General features: G+C 34.0%; 21 protein-coding genes and 1 riboswitch. Of the genes, 14 read left to right on the top strand and 7 right to left on the bottom strand.

Annotation, left to right across the window (positions count from 1 at the left end; translation table 11 throughout):
• Positions 1–5 precede the first annotated feature (5 nt).
• The 4 genes from G9F74_RS09170 to G9F74_RS09155 all read left to right on the top strand — a co-directional run bounded on the left by G9F74_RS09170 (position 6) and on the right by G9F74_RS09155 (position 3,967).
• Entirely contained in the window at positions 6–1,022 is a 1,017-nt protein-coding gene (locus G9F74_RS09170; protein WP_016107228.1) for an ABC transporter permease, read from the top strand.
• Complete coding sequence (locus tag G9F74_RS09165) at positions 1,019–2,083, top strand: iron chelate uptake ABC transporter family permease subunit (protein WP_000631245.1); 1,065 nt, start codon at positions 1,019–1,021, stop codon at positions 2,081–2,083. Before G9F74_RS09170 ends, G9F74_RS09165 begins: the two co-directional genes overlap by 4 nt.
• Positions 2,080–2,832 (top strand): iron ABC transporter ATP-binding protein, encoded by a 753-nt coding sequence (locus G9F74_RS09160; RefSeq protein WP_000590058.1) that lies wholly within the window; start codon positions 2,080–2,082, stop codon positions 2,830–2,832. Before G9F74_RS09165 ends, G9F74_RS09160 begins: the two co-directional genes overlap by 4 nt.
• A 769-nt stretch (positions 2,833–3,601) precedes the next feature.
• A complete protein-coding gene (locus tag G9F74_RS09155) occupies positions 3,602–3,967 on the top strand; it encodes a YxeA family protein (RefSeq protein WP_000871137.1) in 366 nt (121 codons plus the stop codon).
• 167 nt (positions 3,968–4,134) lie between these two features.
• Here G9F74_RS09155 and G9F74_RS09150 read toward each other — a convergent pair whose 3' ends face one another.
• The 3 genes from G9F74_RS09150 to G9F74_RS09140 all read right to left on the bottom strand — a co-directional run bounded on the left by G9F74_RS09150 (position 4,135) and on the right by G9F74_RS09140 (position 6,605).
• Positions 4,135–5,415 carry a purine/pyrimidine permease gene (locus G9F74_RS09150; protein ID WP_016107227.1) on the bottom strand — a complete coding sequence of 427 codons (1,281 nt, stop codon included), beginning with the start codon at positions 5,413–5,415 and terminating at the stop codon, positions 4,135–4,137.
• 127 nt (positions 5,416–5,542) lie between these two features.
• Entirely contained in the window at positions 5,543–5,992 is a 450-nt protein-coding gene (cynS, locus tag G9F74_RS09145) for a cyanase (protein WP_001081567.1), read from the bottom strand.
• Between the two features lie 31 nt (positions 5,993–6,023).
• Positions 6,024–6,605 carry a beta-class carbonic anhydrase gene (locus G9F74_RS09140; RefSeq protein ID WP_000926483.1) on the bottom strand — a complete coding sequence of 194 codons (582 nt, stop codon included), beginning with the start codon at positions 6,603–6,605 and terminating at the stop codon, positions 6,024–6,026.
• Between the two features lie 166 nt (positions 6,606–6,771).
• Between G9F74_RS09140 and G9F74_RS09135 the strand changes: the two genes are divergently transcribed.
• Positions 6,772–7,203, top strand: a complete 432-nt coding sequence (locus tag G9F74_RS09135) for an Lrp/AsnC family transcriptional regulator (RefSeq protein ID WP_002039967.1) — start codon at positions 6,772–6,774, stop codon at positions 7,201–7,203.
• A gap of 340 nt (positions 7,204–7,543) precedes the next feature.
• Here G9F74_RS09135 and G9F74_RS09130 read toward each other — a convergent pair whose 3' ends face one another.
• Positions 7,544–8,509, bottom strand: a complete 966-nt coding sequence (locus G9F74_RS09130; RefSeq protein WP_001036594.1) for a DUF4822 domain-containing protein — start codon at positions 8,507–8,509, stop codon at positions 7,544–7,546.
• A 451-nt stretch (positions 8,510–8,960) separates the two neighbouring features.
• Between G9F74_RS09130 and G9F74_RS09125 the strand changes: the two genes are divergently transcribed.
• Positions 8,961–9,395, top strand: coding sequence for an Lrp/AsnC family transcriptional regulator (locus tag G9F74_RS09125; RefSeq protein WP_033657330.1), 435 nt, complete (start codon positions 8,961–8,963; stop codon positions 9,393–9,395).
• Between the two features lie 40 nt (positions 9,396–9,435).
• Here G9F74_RS09125 and G9F74_RS09120 read toward each other — a convergent pair whose 3' ends face one another.
• On the bottom strand, positions 9,436–9,993 hold the full coding sequence (locus G9F74_RS09120; RefSeq protein ID WP_016107226.1) for a cysteine hydrolase family protein: 558 nt from the start codon (positions 9,991–9,993) through the stop codon (positions 9,436–9,438).
• Positions 9,994–10,468: 475 nt separating this feature from the next.
• Here G9F74_RS09120 and G9F74_RS09115 point away from each other — a divergent pair, with 475 nt between their 5' ends.
• The 7 genes from G9F74_RS09115 (at position 10,469) to G9F74_RS09085 (ending at position 16,449) form a co-directional block, all read left to right on the top strand.
• Complete coding sequence (locus tag G9F74_RS09115; RefSeq protein WP_016107225.1) at positions 10,469–11,425, top strand: nuclease-related domain-containing protein; 957 nt, start codon at positions 10,469–10,471, stop codon at positions 11,423–11,425.
• Positions 11,426–11,474: 49 nt separating this feature from the next.
• Entirely contained in the window at positions 11,475–11,879 is a 405-nt protein-coding gene (gene psiE / locus G9F74_RS09110) for a phosphate-starvation-inducible protein PsiE (RefSeq protein ID WP_000834705.1), read from the top strand.
• Positions 11,880–12,020: 141 nt separating this feature from the next.
• Complete coding sequence (gene speG / locus G9F74_RS09105; protein WP_000076822.1) at positions 12,021–12,536, top strand: spermidine N1-acetyltransferase; 516 nt, start codon at positions 12,021–12,023, stop codon at positions 12,534–12,536.
• 436 nt (positions 12,537–12,972) lie between these two features.
• A complete protein-coding gene (locus tag G9F74_RS09100; RefSeq protein WP_000054846.1) occupies positions 12,973–14,520 on the top strand; it encodes an ABC-F family ATP-binding cassette domain-containing protein in 1,548 nt (515 codons plus the stop codon).
• Positions 14,521–14,525: 5 nt separating this feature from the next.
• Complete coding sequence (locus G9F74_RS09095) at positions 14,526–15,719, top strand: MFS transporter (RefSeq protein WP_016107224.1); 1,194 nt, start codon at positions 14,526–14,528, stop codon at positions 15,717–15,719.
• A 177-nt stretch (positions 15,720–15,896) separates the two neighbouring features.
• A complete protein-coding gene (locus G9F74_RS09090; RefSeq protein ID WP_000792613.1) occupies positions 15,897–16,109 on the top strand; it encodes a DUF3955 domain-containing protein in 213 nt (70 codons plus the stop codon).
• Between the two features lie 100 nt (positions 16,110–16,209).
• Positions 16,210–16,449 (top strand): DUF3947 family protein, encoded by a 240-nt coding sequence (locus G9F74_RS09085; RefSeq protein WP_016107222.1) that lies wholly within the window; start codon positions 16,210–16,212, stop codon positions 16,447–16,449.
• A 28-nt stretch (positions 16,450–16,477) separates the two neighbouring features.
• On the opposite strand, the gene crcB (G9F74_RS09080) is transcribed toward G9F74_RS09085, so the two are convergent.
• Complete coding sequence (gene crcB, locus G9F74_RS09080; RefSeq protein ID WP_000969609.1) at positions 16,478–16,834, bottom strand: fluoride efflux transporter CrcB; 357 nt, start codon at positions 16,832–16,834, stop codon at positions 16,478–16,480.
• Complete coding sequence (gene crcB, locus G9F74_RS09075; protein WP_016107221.1) at positions 16,831–17,235, bottom strand: fluoride efflux transporter CrcB; 405 nt, start codon at positions 17,233–17,235, stop codon at positions 16,831–16,833. The genes crcB (G9F74_RS09080) and crcB (G9F74_RS09075) overlap by 4 nt, the downstream gene beginning before the upstream one ends.
• 54 nt (positions 17,236–17,289) lie before the next feature.
• A riboswitch (Fluoride riboswitch) is annotated at positions 17,290–17,349 on the bottom strand.
• A gap of 218 nt (positions 17,350–17,567) precedes the next feature.
• On the opposite strand from crcB (G9F74_RS09075), the gene G9F74_RS09070 reads away from it, so the two are divergent.
• The gene (locus G9F74_RS09070; RefSeq protein ID WP_016107220.1) at positions 17,568–18,626 is read left to right on the top strand and encodes an endonuclease/exonuclease/phosphatase family protein; all 1,059 of its coding nucleotides are present in this window, start codon (positions 17,568–17,570) and stop codon (positions 18,624–18,626) included.
• Positions 18,627–18,639 lie beyond the last annotated feature (13 nt).

Genomic DNA, 18,639 nt, shown 5'->3' with positions numbered 1-18,639 from the left:
AAACAGTGTCAAAAAATATAATTTCTAGGGTTGAGAATATTTCTCAACCCCAGTTTTATAATCACAATAAATTATGGACAAAATCTTTTATAATAGCGATTATAGTTGTTATAATTTTAGGGATTATATCACTGTTTACTGGAGTTTATGATATACGTGGACAAGAGGACGGAATGGAGATGTTTTTCATAACTCGTGTTCCGAGAACAGTTGCATTAATGCTTACTGGAGCTGCAATGGCGATGGCAGGGCTCGTCATGCAACTTATTACACAGAATCGTTTTGTTGAACCTACTACAACGGGGACTATTGAATGGTCAGGCTTAGGCCTGCTTTTTGTATATTTATTATTCCCTGCCCCGACTTTAGTGCAAAGAATGACTGGTGCAATCATTTTTTCTTTTATAGGAACTATGATTTTCTTTTTATTTTTAAGAAGAGTTAAACTTCGTTCGTCTTTAATTGTCCCGATTATTGGATTGATGCTTGGAGCAGTTATTTCTGCAGTGTCTACTTTTTTGGGACTCCTTTTTCAAAAGACACAAAGTATTGAAACTTGGTTCGTAGGTTCATTTGCTAACATTCAGGTGGGAAGATATGAATATTTATGGCTGATTGTTATCATTACTTTTCTTATTTTTATGTATGCTAATAGATTGACTTTAGCTGGACTAGGAGAAGATGTCGCAACAAGTCTTGGAGTTAATTACAATAGAATTGTTCTTTTTGGGACTGCTCTTATCTCTGTTGCAGTTGGAATTGTTGCAGCTGTTATTGGACACTTACCTTTCTTAGGATTAATTGTGCCAAATATCGTTTCAATGTTTAGAGGTGATGATCTTAGGAGTAATTTACCTTGGGTTTGTGTGATCGGAATGGGATCAATAACTGCCTGTGACATCATTTCTCGAACAATTATACAGCCTTTTGAATTACCTGTTTCTTTAATACTTGCAACAGTGGGAGCAGTCGTGTTTATTACTATTTTATTGAGACAAAGAAAACCAAGGAGGCTACGATGATCACATTAGAATATAGAAAAAAAGAAAATGTCGAAATCGATTCTAGCCTTCATAATGAAAGTAGATCAGCTAGCGCTTTTCGGTCTAAGAAGGAAGCAAGACGTTATTGGATTTTACTGATAACATTGATTGCTTTAGGTCTTCTTTCTTCATATGGACTTTTAGTTTATAACAATCCAGTTCCGATAGATTCACCTTCTTTTATCCCAGTCGTTAAGAGAAGGATAGTAGCTATTGTTGCAATGATTATTGCTGCGGTTTGCCATAGCTTGTCGACAGTTGCTTTCCAATCTATTACGAATAATAAAATTATTACTCCTTCACTTTTAGGTTTCGAATCACTTTATTCAGCAATTCAAACGAGTACAGTATTCTTCTTTGGTGCTAGTGCGTTAATAAATTTTAATGGAATTGGATCATTTTTATTCCAAGTTGTTGTTATGGTCTTCATGAGTTTGATACTTTATGGATGGTTACTTTCCGGTAAATACGGGAACTTACAACTTATGCTTTTAGTTGGAATTATTATTGGTACCGGGCTAAATTCTGTGTCAACTTTCATGAGAAAACTACTTGCGCCTTCAGAATTTGATATCTTACAAGCAAGATTATTTGGTTCTGTTAATCATGCAGATCCTGCATATTTTCCTATTGTAATTCCTATGATCATAATTGTAGCGGTATTAATTTTTGCTCATTCTAAGAATTTGAATGTTTTGTCACTAGGAAAAGATGTTGCTACTTCTTTTGGAGTTAAATACCAACCTAGTGTAATTTATACGCTTGTATTAGTAGCTATTTTAATGTCCATTTCAACAGCTCTAATTGGGCCACTTACTTTCTACGGCTTTTTAGTGGCAACTTTGAGTTATCAGGCAGCGTCAACTTATGATCATAGATATATTTTTCCGATGGCTTTTGCTATAGGATTTTTAATAATGACGAGCGCATACTTTTTAATGTATCATGTATTCCATGCTCAAGGTGTAGTTTCAGTTATTATTGAATTATTTGGTGGAATCATATTCTTAACTATAGTTTTAAGGAAGAGGGCTTTATGATAAAAATTGATAATGTTAAAAAGTTCTATACTGATAAGGTAAAAATAGGACCTTTGGATATTGAAATACCAAAAGCAGGCTTTACTTCTTTAATTGGACCAAATGGTGCTGGAAAGTCAACAACACTTTTGATGATTGGCAGACTTTTAGATATGGATGAAGGCCAAATTCAGGTAGCAAATATGGATGTTTCTGAATCCAAATCAAAAGACTTAGCAAAAGTTTTGACTATATTGCGACAAGAAAATCATTTTGTAACTAGGCTTACTGTGAGACAACTAGTTGGATTTGGGCGCTTTCCTTATTCAAAGGGAAGATTAACGAAAGAGGATGAAGCTATTATTTCTAAATATATTGATTTCTTGGATTTAACTAATTTAGAGAATAGATATTTAGATGAACTTTCTGGTGGTCAAAGACAAAGGGCATATGTAGCAATGGTATTGTGCCAAGAGACCGAATACGTACTTTTGGACGAGCCTCTGAACAACCTTGATGTTGCTCGATCTGTTCAAATGATGGAGCATTTGAGACGTGCAGCTAATGAATTCGGAAGAACAATTTTGACTGTTATGCATGACATAAATTTTGCTGCTAAATACTCTGACAAAATTTGTGCTATGAAAGATGGACAAATTGCGGCTTTTGGAACAGTAGAAGAGGTTATGGACCCAACAATTTTGACTGATATTTTTGAAACAAAAATAGAAATTATCAATGGTCCCTATGGGCCAATCGCTGTTTATTAGTTACAAAATGTATACTGTAGCTTGCGTAAATTATGCTAGCTACTCTAGTTGAAGTTGCTGTCTGTATTTTATAGGCAGCAGCTTTTTTTATGCGATTGCCCATCGTGATAACTCTTAATTTTTCTGGCTGTTGGTAATAGCTCCACAGATATGTCATTACTCCCAGTCCTGCGACGTGTTGAACACTCGGACGGTGAATGTAAGGGAATCATTATATTCTGGTTTGGTTATCCACTCATAAGCTAACACAATTGTGTTAGACAAAGTAGGTCTCGTCCGTTCTCATATAAGAAGTTGTGATGTAGTTAGGATTCGGTATAGTGTGTCTACATTTAAGGGAGAAGTAGCTTGTTACGCTGCAAGATAATCCTTAGCGTATATTTTCGTTAAAATGTGGGCGGCAGCCCTGGTAGAAAAGAAAAAAATAAAAAGATAAGTGGAGACAAAATTGCTGAACACCTTATGCAAATAATCCTGTGAGATTGGCGTTTACGGCAATAATATTCAAATTACAATTTTATATGATAAGAACCATAACTTTTCCAGGTTGGCAGGGGTATGGTTCTTTTGTTTGCGAAAAAATTATGCTTGCTTTGTAAAATGATAAAAATGTTTTAATCCAAAATGATAGGATTACAAAAGTGTAATGTGGGTGTAAGGAAACTGGATTGTACCCTCTTTTTAGATAAAGCATACTTAAAGTAAGGAAGATTTATATGTGAATGAATATAAATTTTACAAGTAGGATAGAAAGGTTAGGTATTATCATATGAAATGGATCATTAGGATTTTTGTGTTATTAGCTATAATAGGAGGTGCTTTCTACTATCTGAAATCAGGTAATGGGTACTATTCAACTAAAGAATATTATGTAAAGGTAATGACTGATTCTACAGTAGAAAACGAAAAATTGAGTAATGGAGAAATTCTTACGTATCATGTTTACGATGAGAAGGTGTACGATAAAAAAGGGGAAGAAAGAAAACTGAAAATTTCCGTGCAAAATAAATTGGAAAAAAATCAATATTATTTGATTGATTGGGAAGATCGCCGTGGGATTGTTTCTAAAATAGCTAAAGTGGATCAAACAAAAATAGATAAGAGTATCTTAGATAAATTGAACGGAAATTCATAATATGTCAGGACAAGCTAACCAATAGCTGTGTTAACATAAAGCTTTATAAGCAAAAGATATTGTAGGAAAATAAGAGAGATTATTATAAAACAAAAGGGATCAACCGTCTGGTGTGATCCCTTTTTGTTAGGACTGAGCAAGGAGTATTATTGCATTGTATAAACCCTTTACTCTTTCCAAAACTGTTCTAGCAGAATACTGATCATAGTGCCTACGAGTAATCCGTTACTTAAAACATATTGTAAGGAAGAAGGAATACCGCTAAATGCACCTTCCGGAAGGAACATTATTCCTAAACTGATTAATAATGTAATTCCTAATATAGTTAATCGGCGTTGATTTAATTCTTCACGTAAAATTGATTGAAATGAAAGGCCTATTACTTGGACAAATGTTGCTAAAAGTGCAGCATTAGCAATAGGGCCTGGAAGTAAGGATATAAAGCTTACAATTGAGGGAATAAAAGAAATTCCTGCTAATATGAGACTTGCTATAAGGAATGACTTCACTTTTCTTTGTCCTGTTAGTTGAATAAATCCTGCTGATGCAGGTAATGGTACAATTCCAATTGTAGAGAACAACGACGAGATAATATGTGATATACCTCCGCCCCATACACCACGGTTCAGTGTTTGCTTTTCATCTTCTTTAGATAATGGAGCCACTTGTTTTACAGCCGAAATAGCAGCAATCGTATTTGCAACTAAAAGAAATGTAAATAAAATTGCAGTTAGAGTCATTCCAATATCGAATCTAGGCATGCCCCAAGCAAATATCTGTGGTAACTTAACTAACGGTGTGTGTGAAGGCATATGAGACGATTTTCCTAATAAAGCATACAAAAGCCAACCAAATGAAATGCCAAGTAACACAGCGTAACTTTTCATCCAGCCTTTCCCTTTAATTGATAAGAAGGTAATCATGGTAAAAACAAAGAGTGCAATAGTAGTTGTTGTATAATCAGGATGAGTTACAGATTCTTGTAATCCCATCATTCCTTTTAGTAACACACCACTAAGCTGAAGTGCTAAGATTAAAAGAAAAGTTCCTGTAACTAAAGGGGTAAATAAACGTAAGATTCGATGCACAAGCCCTGTTATACCAAGTACGAAGAGTAATATACCTGCAATAATTAACCCGCTTTCTAAAAGTTGCAACACGTCTTTTGCACTTTGTCCCTGATGCATAGCTACTTGTCCCAGTATGACAAATATACTTACCCATGAACCTGCTGGACCATCTGCTATGGGATAGCGATGCCCAAACCATGCTTGTATAAATGAACTTACTCCCACGACTAAAAAAGTTTGCTGCATTAATGTTGAGATATCTTCTATTGATAAATGAAATATGCCACCAATAATGATAGGCAATGCAATTGCATTTGCTAATAGAAACACAAACCACTGTAGAATACTAAAGCTCGTATTAAAGTATTTTTTGTTCATATTATTCTCCTTTGTCGAAAAAGAATCTCATAGTAAAAATCCATCCTTTCTATACAGTTAGATTAAAAAGGATGGATTTTATAAATCTATAAAATCATTTTAATTATATATATAGATTTAAAATTAATTACCATGTACGGAATGGTAAGAATTTACCGTTAAGTGTAATAACGATACGAGGATCGCCACCTTTTGGATCTTCTTGTGTATCCACACCTAGATTGAAGTTAATTGCACTCATTACACCTTCGCCAGCTTTTTCTAAGATTAATTCTCTAAGAGTTGGTGCGTATTGTAACATCATTTCATATAGTCGATATAAGATTGGATCAGTAGGAGGCATTTGCATTACTTGACCTCTAAGTGGAACTACTGTTAATGCCTGAACCACTTCCTCATCTAATTCTAATAGTTTACCGATTTTTTCTGCTTCCGGACGTGTCATTGTAGCTTGTCCTAATAATGCTGTTACAACCCAAGTCTCAGAGTTTTCGCTTACTTTTGAAATTTCTTCCCATGTTAAACCTTTTGCAATTTTTGCTTCCATAATTTTTTGCGTAGCTTCTTGTCTATTCATATTTAATAACTTCCCTTCATTTGAGTAATAATTAATTTTTCATACCATTTAATGTTTTATATCCATCAACTACTAAATCTAATTTACCTGTGTGAGGATCAATGACTAAACCATGTACAGGAACATCTTTTGGAATAAGTGGATGATTTCTTACTAAATCAACATTAGCTTGAGTTGAATCGCAGACATCATCGAATCCAAATAACCACTTTTCAAGATCAACACCAGCATATTCAATTGCTGATAAAATTTCGGATGAAGCTACTCCACGATCTAATATTTTTTGAATTGTTCCTTTTGGATTAGTTTGGCTTGCACCACATTTATGGTGTCCGATAAGAAAGATTTCATCTGCATTTAGATCATATACTGATGCTATAACACTTTGCATAACGCTATCGAAAGGAGAAGCAATTTTACCACCTGCATTTCTGATAACTTTTGCATCACCATCGTGTATATCTAAAGCTTTTGGAAGTAGCTCAATTAAACGAGCATCCATGCAAGAAACAACAACCATACGTTTTTTAGGCATTTTTGTTGCTTCAAAAGGAGCGTATTCCTTATTTTCTACAAATTGTTCATTGAACGATAGGATTTCTTGTAATAACATATTTGTAACCTCCTTTAAATCTAGATGTATTTTTTGTTGCGTCCTCTATGTTATAAGTGAATATAACTGATAAACAATGTGATGTAAGAGGATAAACTAAGTATAGTGAATTGTATCGATAAGCAGAATAAGCTGGCGAAACACTTTCTGGCTTTCTACTTTCACGGTGAAAGGATTGGTTTATATCATTGATCAAACAGATTTTGAGATACTGAAATTATTAGGAGAAAACTCAAGAATACAATGGAAAGAACTTGGTCAAAAAATACATATGACGGGACAGGCGGTAGGAAATCGAATTCGAAGGTTAGAGGATTTAGGGATTATTGAGCAATACACAATCGCAATAAACCGAATCAAATTAGGACAAGTAGTGACTGCGTTTGTTACTTTGTTCGTAACAACAGCTAACCATCAAGAGTTTATGAATTTCTTTCAAGGAGAAGAAGGGATTTCTGAAGTACATCGTATAAGTGGTGACGGATGTTATTTATTAAAAACACATTTTGCTTCCAATGAAGAATTGGATAACTTTCTAGGACGACTATTAAAGTATGGGAATTACCGTGTTAACCTATCAATAGGGAAGTTAAAATAAACTTTATGTAAGTTTATGGTTCCTTTTGCTTGTGGCTAAGACATGTTTCCAAAAATAAAAGGAGTATCTCTTATTAAATAAGAGATACTCCTTTTATTTGTTTTTAATAATTATTGATTATTTTACATCTGATTTTTCTTTTTTCATTATTTGCCTTTGACTAGTGAAGGGGAATTTTTTAACATCAAAACCCCTGCGCTGTATGCAACAGGGGGTTCTATTATTACTTATTTGAGGGCATGATCCTATTTCATTTTACAGCTAATTCATGTTTCGAATATAAAAAGTAGACTCATAAGAAAAATCCTGTAGTTCAGTACAGGATTTTTAATCAAACTAATTAAAAACTAAATTGTGGTTTAACATCACCTTTATAAGGTTCATGTTCAACGAATATAGTTATGTCTTTACCAGATTGGTCTTTACCAGTTCTTTTATACGTAAATTTCTTATTGTTCAGTTCAGTAAGTTCAAGAGCCGCACCATATTTATTATTTCCAATTGATACATGAGCTCTTATTTTATTTTCGTGTACAACATCGAAGTAACCATAGTCACCGCGGCTTTGACCTGTTTCGCTATTGAAGAACTCGTATTTATTAGACTTGTCATCAAATTTTGCTAGACTTATAAAATTAGAATTAAACTGTGTTACATCATTACCAGCTTCATCTAATACCTTTGTTCCATGCCAAAGGGTGCCACCTAAAATTTTATCTCCATCAACATTTTTAACAATATCGCCTGTAGTAGTGTTCAGTTGCTTGTCCGGATCAGTGAAAGAAAGTTCTTTTTCTTTATATGGAACATGTTCAACGAAAACTTCTACATCTTTACCGTTAGCGTCTTTCCCCATTCGTTTATAAGTAAATACATTTTTATTTAGTTTTGTCATGTCAACAACAGCTTGATACTTCATTGATTCTGAAATTAATATTCTCTTCTTCCCATCATTTGTGACAAAGAAAGTTCCTTTATCGCCACGACTTGCACCTGTCTTAGCATCAAAGAATTCATATCTGCCGGACTTCGCATCATATTTTGCAAGGCCAATGAAGTTTGCATTCTCTTTTGTTAAGTCATTCTTATCTTTGTCATATACTCTTGTACCTTGCCAATTAGTATCGCTAAGAATGTTAGCCATTTTTTGGCCTTTCGTTAACTTGTTTTCCTTTTTCGTCTCTTTAGCAGCTTGTTCTTGTTTTTGTTTACCATGATTTTCTTCGGCTTTAGTACCAGCACACCCTGTTAATGCTAATGTGAATCCGAGCAGTATTGATGATAGTGCTTTCGTTTTTTTGTTCATTTTTTATCGTCTCCTCATTGTATGATTTTCATGTTATTCACATGGTTTTAAGTAGTGCGGTTTGTGATTATAGTAGTAGTTCATCCTTCTGAATCTTTGTTATATGAAAAGATTTAGGTTGAATCAATGAACTTAGTTGCTACGTTTATTATGTTAATCCCAGAGTATAAACTCCCTCTAAATAAAACATTAAAAAAAGATAAACTAATTCCTAAAAAATTTTCATATTTATAAAAAAGCAATCGTTAGCTTGCTACAGGAATCTTTCTAATATTTACCAAAGTTGTTTCTGATGCCTACGAGTAATCAAAAAAATACATTGTAAAGAAGAAGGAAAGCCGTTAACAATAATGTAATTCCTAATAGAGTTAATTGATTGTAGTGCAAAATTTTTGAGCTGAACTGTATGGGAAATGAAGATTTTATAGAAGTCGCTTCATATAGGAAGGGGATGTCCATGTTTGATTCAACAGATTTTAAAATTATACAGTTACTACAAGAAAACGCTAGAATGAACTGGAGGGAAATTGGAGAGATAGTACATTTGACTGGCCAAGCCGTTGGAAAACGAATTAACAAATTAGAAGAGGCAGGTGTCATTCAAAAATATACGATAGATATCGACAGAGCTAAGCTGGAAGGATCCATTATGACGTTTGTTACGCTATTTTTGCATGCACCACATTATCATAATCAAATTCAAAGTTTTTTCGAAAAAACAGACGTAATCACTGAAATGTATCGTATAAGTGGCGATGGGTGTTATATCATGATTCTTCATACATCTTCGCATCAGCAATTAGAAGAGACGCTTGCAGATGTTTTACATTATGGTGATTATCGTATAAATACTGTCATTAAGACAATGGAAAAAAAGAAAGAATAAGATATTTATCCTTTCTTTTTTCATATGGAACTGTAATTCTTTATTTGTTTTTATTTATAAAACAGCTTGCTGACATGACTTTTGCGTAAATATCACCAAACTCTAATGCGCTCATGAACGATTGATGAGCGTGTACTGCTGGGATTAGATTTCCTTGGAATTCTAAATCTTTTGTTGTACAAGCATCTTCAATTACAATACATTGAAATCCTAAATCACTGGCAGCCCGTACTGTTGCATCAATACATACATGAGTCATCATACCGCAAATTACTAGTTGGTCTATTTTTTCTGTTTTTAATGTTTCTAATAAATTTGTTCTTAAAAAACTGTTAGGGTGATGTTTTTGAATGACTCTTTCATTAGCGATCGGTTGTACATCATCATGAATTTGAGCACCTACTGTCTCGGGGAGGAAGAAGGTAGCTCCTTCATTGTTCGCAATATGTTGTACATGAATAATTGTTTTATGTTTTTCACGAAACACTCTCAATACTTCTTTCGCTTTTTGGATGGCTTTTTCAGGTAGATGTAATTCCATATTGCCGCCTTTAAAGTAATCATTTTGTATGTCGACTAATAGTAATGCTTCGTTCATCGTTATTCCCCCATACTTAGTGATTCAGCACGTTATTTGTACTGTACCGTTATTATATAAATTGTAGCTATGCTGAAGTAATAACATTATGAAACGATTTTGAGGTATATAGTTTCAGTGTGAAAAAAGTGAAAGTTGGTATAAGTACAAATGGATTTTGTGGAATTCACGGTAAAGTTATAGGTAGAGTGGCATTATAAGGTAAAAACCATAACTTTGCTGGAGGAGCAGGTTATGTTTTTTTATGCGGAAATGCGATTTTAAGTTTTTGCTGAAGGTGTTTTTCTAGGATATGCTGTGAGTGATTGGAGTGAGGCAGTGTCGGATATTGTCGACCAATCGATATATTGGAAAAATCGTTGATATATTGTGAGTTGTGATAGATATATTGGAAAAATCGTTGATATATTGTGAGTTATGATAGATATATTGAAAAAATCGTTGATATATTTGTAAAGGGGTGTTTGAGGTGATTGTGAAAGAAAGAAAAATACCGATTTATATAAGGCAGTTAGAAGCACTTCTTAGAAGGTTACCTGTACATCATCCGAAACGAAATTTAATTGGAGAAAACTTGGCAAAACACATGGCGGGATATAAAGGGGAGCAATCGATTGATTATCCACTTAGTTTTATTTCTGAGAAAGAGTATAGTATTTTACATGATATTCGCTTATCTAATTATGATAAATACTTTCAAATTGATACTATTATCCTTTCCACAAAGTTTCTTCTTTTTCTTGAGATAAAAAATATAGCAGGTACATTAATATTTGATACAAAGTTTAATCAACTTATCCGAATAACAGAAGGAAATTCAGAGGGATTTCCAGATCCGGTTTTACAAATAAAAAGGCAAGAAATACAAATGAAGAGATGGTTAAGCTTACATGGATTTTCTTCTAGTCTTCCAATTGAGTCCCTTGTTGTTATTAGCTCGCCTCGTACCATTATAAAATCTTCAGATGACAATCTTCTTCATACAATTATTCATAGTGCAAATTTACCTCATAAAATAAAGTGGTTTGAAAGTAAATATAAAAGAAAAGTTATAGATAATGTAGATAGGCTCATTCATCAAATAATAACGGAGCATTCTCCACTTCAACAAAATATACTTGAGCAATATAAAATAGAAAAAGAGGAGTTGTTAAAGGGAGTACAATGTGAGAAATGCTTAGTTATTCCAATGGTTAAAGTGAAGAAGGGTTGGTGTTGTACAAGTTGTAAAGATTTTTCAAAAGTGGCACATGAGGATGCTATACGAGATTATGCATTGCTCATTAGTACGACATGTACAAACGGTAATTTGAAAGAGTTTCTCCATGTTTCGTCGGGTATGGTTGTAAACAGAATTCTCCACACACTAAATCTTCCCTACACTGGCAACAACAAAGGACGAATATATGATTTAACTTCTTTCCAATCGTAATTTTGCTATAATAAATACGTACGTATACGAAGGGGAGTTTAAAGAGAAAATGAAGTCATTTAATATCGATCATCTTATAGCTAGTGTTTTGCAATGGATATTAAATATAGCGCTAATTATATTATCCATTGTCTTATCTATCTTTTTAATTAATGAGACAATCACATTTATTCAATACATCTTTTCAACAAAGAAATATACATCGTATAAATTGGTTGAAAGTATCATCGTATATTTCTTATACTTCGAGTTTATTGCATTAATTATTAAGTATTTTAAATCGAACTATCATTTCCCGTTACGTTATTTTATTTATATCGGAATTACGGCATTAATTCGGTTAATTATTGTATCTCATGAGGAACCGATGGAGACGTTATTATATGCGGGATCCATTCTTGTTTTAGTCATTGCTTTATACATATCGAATATGAGAGATTTGAGAAAAGAGTAGTAGTGCAGACATAAGTTTGCACTACTTTTTTCACCTTGACCTTCAAGTTACTTGAAGGTTTACAATGAAATTAGGGCGTTTGAAATTGAAAAAAATTGAGAAATTAAGTGAAGAGGTTTCTTTTACTTGGAGGTTATAGAAATGAGTCAGGAATTGAAGTTACGTCCATTAGAACGAGAAGATTTAAAGTTTGTACACGAACTGAATAATAACGCGCATATTATGTCGTATTGGTTTGAAGAACCTTATGAGGCCTTTGTAGAATTGCAGGACTTGTATGATAAACATATACACGATCAAAGTGAACGCCGATTTATCGTTGAGAAAGATAATGAAATGGTTGGATTGGTTGAGTTAGTGGAGATTGATTATATTCACCGAAGAACAGAATTCCAAATTATTATTGATCCAAATTATCAGGGGCATGGTTACGCAGCAGAAGCGACGCGTTTAGCGATGGGTTATGCCTTTGCTGTCTTAAATATGCATAAGATATATTTAGTTGTCGATAAAGAAAACGAAAAGGCTGTGCATGTTTATAAAAAGGTTGGATTTATGGTAGAAGGTGAGCTTCTCGACGAGTTTTTCGTTGATGGTAACTATCATAATGCGATAAGAATGTGTATGTTTCAGAAGCAATATTTTGAAAGTAAGTAGTTGAATGATTTGGAAGTAATGTTGACGCTTCGCAAAACCGTATGCTAAAATCCCTTTTAAGTATTAAGGAAGGTGCAGAACATGCTTTATATAAAATTTGTAAAACTCATTAGAAAACTTTGCTCCGCACAAATGTATACGGTGAAGCGTTGTACGGAGCTTAATCAAGGGGCATAAATCCCCTATATTCATCGGCTGAATAACTTTTCTAAAAAAGTATAGTTTATCTATGCTTATTTGGTTACGGTTTGTAAGTCGATGTATAAAATAGATTAAGGGCCATAGACAATGCTTTGTCTATGGCCCTTTGTGTATATTATTCCAATGAGCTTTTACTATAAATTGGAGTAGTATAGGAAAAACCACGAAGCAGAGGGCTAGTGTCGAATGACGCTATCTCTCTGCTTTTTTTAATTTCAGGAAAAGAGGAATACGAATGAGTTTACTTAAAGTTGAAAGTTTATCACATAGTTTTATAGATAAAGCCTTATATGAAAATGCTTCTTTTAGTTTGCATAAAGGAGAACATATGGGAATTGTTGGACAGAATGGTGCAGGAAAAAGCACGTTAATGAAAATATTGATTGGAGAAATCATTCCTGATAAAGGAGATATAAAGTGGCAACCTAATATTCAAATTGGACATCTGGATCAATACGCAGAAATTGATGGGGGCTATACCATTTCACAATATGTAAAGAAAGCTTTTTATGATTTGTATGAAATGGAAGATAGAATGAACAAGTTATATGAAGAAAGTGCTAGGACTGGAGATGAGAATCAACTATTAAAAGCGGCAGAGATTCAAGAACAGCTTGAGGCTCGTGATTTTTATTCGGTAGACAGTATAACGAATAAGGTGGCAGCTGGTTTAGGTATTGATGCTATCGGGATGGATCGTGTTATTGGTGAATTAAGCGGAGGACAACGTGCAAAGGTAATTTTAGCGAAGCTTTTATTAGAAGAGCCGACTATTTTATTACTAGATGAACCGACGAATTTTCTTGATAAGGAGCATGTGGAGTGGCTTGCTAATTATTTAATGAATTTTGAAGGGGCGTTTATTGTAGTGTCACATGATTTTGATTTTCTGGAAAAGGTGACTTCTTGCATATGTGATGTAGAGTTTGGAACAGTTAAGAAGTATTACGGAAAATACTCAGATTTTGTAAGACAAAAGGAGCATTTGCGAAAAGATTATATTCGCCAATACCATGCACAACAGAAGAAAATTGAAAAAACGGAAGAGTATATTCGTAGAAATATTGCTGGAGTGAATTCAAAAATAGCACAAGGACGTAGAAAGCAGTTGCAACGTATGGAAAGAATTGCGCCACCAAGTTTTACCCATAAACCGTCTATTCATTTTCGGGAACTTCCTATTTCAGTTCAAACAGTTCTTGAGGTAAATAATCTCGAAGTTGGTTATGACTTTGCTCTCTTACCAAAATTGAATTTTTCAGTAATGGGTGGGCAAAAACTTGTTATTACAGGATTCAATGGAGTAGGGAAATCTACTTTATTAAAAACAATTGTTGGCACTATTGCTAGTATTGCTGGAGAATTTCACTTCTCAGAGCAAATAAAGATTGGATATTATGAGCAAGATTTAAATTGGAGCAATGATTCTTTAACTCCGCTTCAAATTATTTCGGAACAGTTTCCTACATTGAATATGAAGGAAATACGTCATCATTTAGCTGCGTGTGGTGTGAAAGATACTCATGTCTCGCAAGAAATTCGTACGTTAAGTGGTGGTGAACAATCGAAGGTGAAACTGTGTGGATTATTACTATCACCTTGTAACTTCTTAATTTTAGATGAGCCGACAAATCATTTAGATGCAGAAGCGAAGGAAGCTTTGCAAAAGGCGCTAATTCAGTTTAAGGGCAGCATTATACTTGTATCTCACGAAGCAAGTTTTTATCTTAATTGGGCAGATAGCATCTTTGATATAGAGACAGGATTAGTTAAGGGGGTGTGAAACATATGAGTGAAAACAATTGGAAAACGAAAATTATATTATTTTTGACCGCTCAAACTATTTCGTTGTTCGGTTCATCTCTCGTGCAATACGCGATTATATGGTATATCACCCTTACAACATCATCAGGGGTGATGTTGACCATTTCAACTGTTTGCGGTTTTCTACCACAAATTGCGATATCTTTATTTGCTGGTGTGTGGATTGATCGTTATGACCGTAAAAAGATGATTATGTTATCGGATGGGATTATAGCGATTGCTACGTTAATTTTGGCAATTTTATTTTTAACAGGATATAAAAGTATTTGGATGCTGTTTATAGTATTACTCATTCGCTCAGCTGGTACAGGTGTACAAACGCCGGCTGTGAATGCGTTAATTCCACAAATTGTTCCGAAAGATTATCTTATGAAAGTAAATGGGATAAATAGTAGTATTACATCTTTAATTATGTTTCTTTCTCCAGCAGCAAGTGCTACGATTCTTTCTATTGCCAGCATTGAAACAACATTTTTTATTGATGTTATTACGGCTATGATTGGAATTAGTATTATGCTTATCATTCAAGTAGAGGGACATGTGAATGCAGAGAATAAGCAAAAATCTAATCTACAAGGAATTAAAGAAGGGTTCTCTTATTTAAAAGAAAATGTATTTATTAAAAGGCTAATCGTTTTATTAATTATCGTCATGATTTTAATAAGTCCAGCTGCTTTTTTAACACCTTTAATGGTAACTCGTTCTTTCGGGGCCGAAATGTGGAGACTTACTGCTAGTGAGATGACCTTTAGTGCTGGTGCAGCAGCTGGTGGCGTACTGATTGCAGCATGGGGTGGTTTCCGTAATCGTATGCATACAACAGCGCTGGCCTGTGCGTTATATGGTCTGCTTATGGTAGGACTAGGAATTGCACCGGTATTTATTATGTATTTAGTCTTTAATTTTTTAATTGATATAACAATGCCATGTTTTAATACGCCAGTTACTGTGTTATTGCAGGAGAAAGTAGATCCAGTTATGCATGGCAGAATGTTTAGCCTCGTACAGATTGCAAATTCATGTGCTTTACCTTTAGGGATGATTATATTTGGTCCTTTGGCTGATGTGTTTAGTGTAGAGGTTTTGTTAATTTATGCTGGGATATTCGTACTATTTTGCGCAATGTATGTTGTATTAAGCAGGAAGTTTGAAGTGTAAATATTTATTGTCTATAAAAGGTTTGTGAGGCAATTTAAGATGCTTCATAAACCTTTTATTTTCATTCTATTCAATAATAATTTATTGCAAAACGATAAAATATTATTGACTAATGATTTTGTTTTGGATAATATGATGTTAATTAAGAAGAATTATATGAATAGAGGAGAATGTAAAATGAAAAATAAATACGTAGTAGCTATTTCTTTCATGATCTTAGCGATTATTTCTTTAACTATACATGCTTCAAACAGTAAAGTTGGAGCGGATGGATTTCTTGAAGAACCTTTCTTTTTCCTAGTACCGGTAAGTTATGTATTGTTCTTTAGTGGTATTGGTGTATTACTATTTGGATGTATTACTTCAAAGCTGAGAAAAAGTAATAGATAAAGTGAAGCTTAATTAGTGATGGATTCCCCAATCCGGACAAAATACTCACTATGAAATAGAAACATACCATATGGAAGAAAAATAATAAGTGAGCTGAATAATGATGAATCATTATTTTTATAATGGTAGACAAGTAGGGGCGGCTATAACGCTAGCCGGGGCACAGGGGACAATTCATGCTGTGAATCAAGTGATTCAAATGCAGCAACAAGCATATTTTGCACAAATAATGCAAGGACAGTATATGCAATACTCACAATTTCCAATGCAAAGTGTGCATTATGATGTGTATCCAGCGGGTTTACTTTCCATTCCATATGGCGGGACTTACTTCTTATGAAAGAAAGCGACTCAATAGAGTCGCTTTTTTATATTCCACCGAGCTTCATTCCAAGGAATGCGAAGAGGATACCGATTATGTAAGTAGTACTTACATATAAAAGGGATGTGTAAATTTTTTTGCGATTGAGAAGCTGAATGGATTCTAATTTAAATGTCGAAAACGTTGTGAATGCGCCCATAAATCCAGTTCCTAATAATAATTGCCAGCCTGTAGTGACTCCGTTGCCAATTATATACCCGAGTAAAAATGCTCCTGTTATATTAATAAGGAATGTAGCAATTGGAAAGGATGTTTTATTTCTTTTTTTAAACCAATTGCTAATTGCAAATCGTGTAATCGCACCGAAAAACCCTCCAGTTGCCACTAATAAAGCTTCCATCATAAGTGATCACCTTCCGTAACTGATTTCTTAATTAAGAAATCACCTAGTGTATAGCCAAGTCCAGACATAATGAGACCGCCAAGTATGCTACATGATACATATAAGAAAGCCATGCTCCATTCAGAATGATTAATTAATTGCATGGTTTCTACACTAAATGTTGAAAACGTCGTAAAAGAACCGATGAATCCAGTACCGATGCCTGTGATAACCTCCGAAGGTAAGATGTTTAGCCGTGCAACATATGTAGTCAGCCATGCTAATAAGAAGCAGCCGATTAAGTTAATGAGTAATGTAGCTAATGGAAATGAATGATGCCAAAATTCATGAATAGTAAGACCTAAATAATAACGAGAAAGGGCTCCTAATATACCAGCTATACCGACGATAATATAAATCAAATTCCTCACCTCTTTAAATAGCTTGCTCAAAAAAATAGACTCCTACCAGTAGTTATACTGGTAGGAGTCATTAGCTAAGCAGCGGTTATGGCGAACTCCATCGCCTATAATTATTACATATAGTGTACTAAAGATTGCGTTTGATTTCCAGTGAAGAAGTTGGTGTATTTTGTAGTTCTCTAATCGTTTAAGATAGGGAATAATTACTTATAAACTAAATATAGTGATATAAGGTTTTCAGTGTGATAAAATGTTTCGTATATCTGTCATTTTTTATTTGACTGAAAATAAAGAAAAATAAAATCGTATGTTTTAGAAAAGGAGTCGTTTGTTTGAAAAAGTTATTAAAAATAGTACTTATATGTATTTTAGTAGGTGTGGGAGTTGTAGGTGGGTTTTTAGCGTATATGACACTTACAAAAGAACAGCCAGCTGATGTTATAAGCTTGAAGGTGGAAAACAATAAGGAGCGCGTAATTGCGCAGGGAAATGAATTTAAAGTTACAACGTTTAATATTGGATATGCTGGACTAGATAAGGATCAAGACTTCTTTATGGATGGGGGAAAAGGGTCTGGTTCAAGTAGTAAAGAACAAACGGAAACGAATTTAAAGAATATGCTTTCGTTTTTACAAAATGAGAATAGTGATTTTACGCTATTACAAGAAGTAGATATAAAATCAATGAGATCATTTGATATAAATGGGCATGAATTTTTGAAAAAAGGACTGCCTGATTATGCTTCTTCGTTCGGAAAGAACTATGATACAAAATGGGTTCCGGTACCAATCACAAGTCCAATGGGATATGCTGATGCTGGACTAAGTACATTTTCTAAATATACAGTTCAAACAGCGAAGAGGTTCCAATTACCAGGAATGGAGCCGTGGCCAAAGCGTTTATTTGATTTAGACCGAGCGATTGTTGAACATAAAATTCCTGTTAATAATGGAAAATTTGTTAGACTCGTAAATTTACATTTGTCTGCTTATGATGAAGGCGGAAAAATTAGAAAGCAACAAGTGGAGTATTTAAAAGAATATATGAACAAACATTATAAAAATGGTGATTATGTAATAATGGGCGGAGACTGGAATCAATTAATTTCTAACGCTCAGTTAAGTGATCCGAAGTTCGTGAAGGAGCGTCCTGAGTGGTTAGTAGAGTTACCGAAGGACTTTACTGATGGTGGCTTTAAGTGGGCTGTAGATCCGTCTGTTATGACTGTGAGAGATGATGTGAAGAAATACGTGGAAGGTGAAAACTTTGTCACGATTATTGATGGCTTTATCGTTTCACCGAATGTTGAAATTGTAAATGTAGAAGGGAAAGATTTGAAGTTTGAAAATAGCGATCATAACCCAGTGAGTGCGGTATTCAAGCTGAAGTAATCGATACGTATGA

This window comes from Bacillus sp. EKM202B, from assembly GCF_011066025.1.
Classification (GTDB): domain Bacteria; phylum Bacillota; class Bacilli; order Bacillales; family Bacillaceae_G; genus Bacillus_A; species Bacillus_A toyonensis.
The sequence above is the reverse complement of the archived record's forward strand: the minus strand, read 5'-3'. Positions and strand labels throughout refer to the sequence as shown.

Bases quoted from the DNA above. Each gene is read 5' to 3' on its own strand.
- G9F74_RS09085 (WP_016107222.1), top strand. From the start codon at position 16,210: ATGATGAATCATTATTTTTATAATGGTAGACAAGTAGGGGCGGCTATA.
- G9F74_RS09150 (WP_016107227.1), bottom strand. From the start codon at position 5,415: ATGAACAAAAAATACTTTAATACGAGCTTTAGTATTCTACAGTGGTTT.
- G9F74_RS09140 (WP_000926483.1), bottom strand. From the start codon at position 6,605: ATGTTATTACAAGAAATCCTATCGTTCAATGAACAATTTGTAGAAAAT.
- cynS (WP_001081567.1), bottom strand. From the start codon at position 5,992: ATGAATAGACAAGAAGCTACGCAAAAAATTATGGAAGCAAAAATTGCA.
- G9F74_RS09130 (WP_001036594.1), bottom strand. From the start codon at position 8,509: ATGAACAAAAAAACGAAAGCACTATCATCAATACTGCTCGGATTCACA.
- G9F74_RS09155 (WP_000871137.1), top strand. From the start codon at position 3,602: ATGAAATGGATCATTAGGATTTTTGTGTTATTAGCTATAATAGGAGGT.
- G9F74_RS09090 (WP_000792613.1), top strand. From the start codon at position 15,897: ATGAAAAATAAATACGTAGTAGCTATTTCTTTCATGATCTTAGCGATT.
- G9F74_RS09120 (WP_016107226.1), bottom strand. From the start codon at position 9,993: ATGAACGAAGCATTACTATTAGTCGACATACAAAATGATTACTTTAAA.
- G9F74_RS09165 (WP_000631245.1), top strand. From the start codon at position 1,019: ATGATCACATTAGAATATAGAAAAAAAGAAAATGTCGAAATCGATTCT.
- psiE (WP_000834705.1), top strand. From the start codon at position 11,475: ATGAAGTCATTTAATATCGATCATCTTATAGCTAGTGTTTTGCAATGG.
- G9F74_RS09125 (WP_033657330.1), top strand. From the start codon at position 8,961: ATGTCCATGTTTGATTCAACAGATTTTAAAATTATACAGTTACTACAA.
- G9F74_RS09100 (WP_000054846.1), top strand. From the start codon at position 12,973: ATGAGTTTACTTAAAGTTGAAAGTTTATCACATAGTTTTATAGATAAA.
- speG (WP_000076822.1), top strand. From the start codon at position 12,021: ATGAGTCAGGAATTGAAGTTACGTCCATTAGAACGAGAAGATTTAAAG.
- crcB (WP_000969609.1), bottom strand. From the start codon at position 16,834: ATGATGGAAGCTTTATTAGTGGCAACTGGAGGGTTTTTCGGTGCGATT.
- G9F74_RS09095 (WP_016107224.1), top strand. From the start codon at position 14,526: ATGAGTGAAAACAATTGGAAAACGAAAATTATATTATTTTTGACCGCT.
- G9F74_RS09160 (WP_000590058.1), top strand. From the start codon at position 2,080: ATGATAAAAATTGATAATGTTAAAAAGTTCTATACTGATAAGGTAAAA.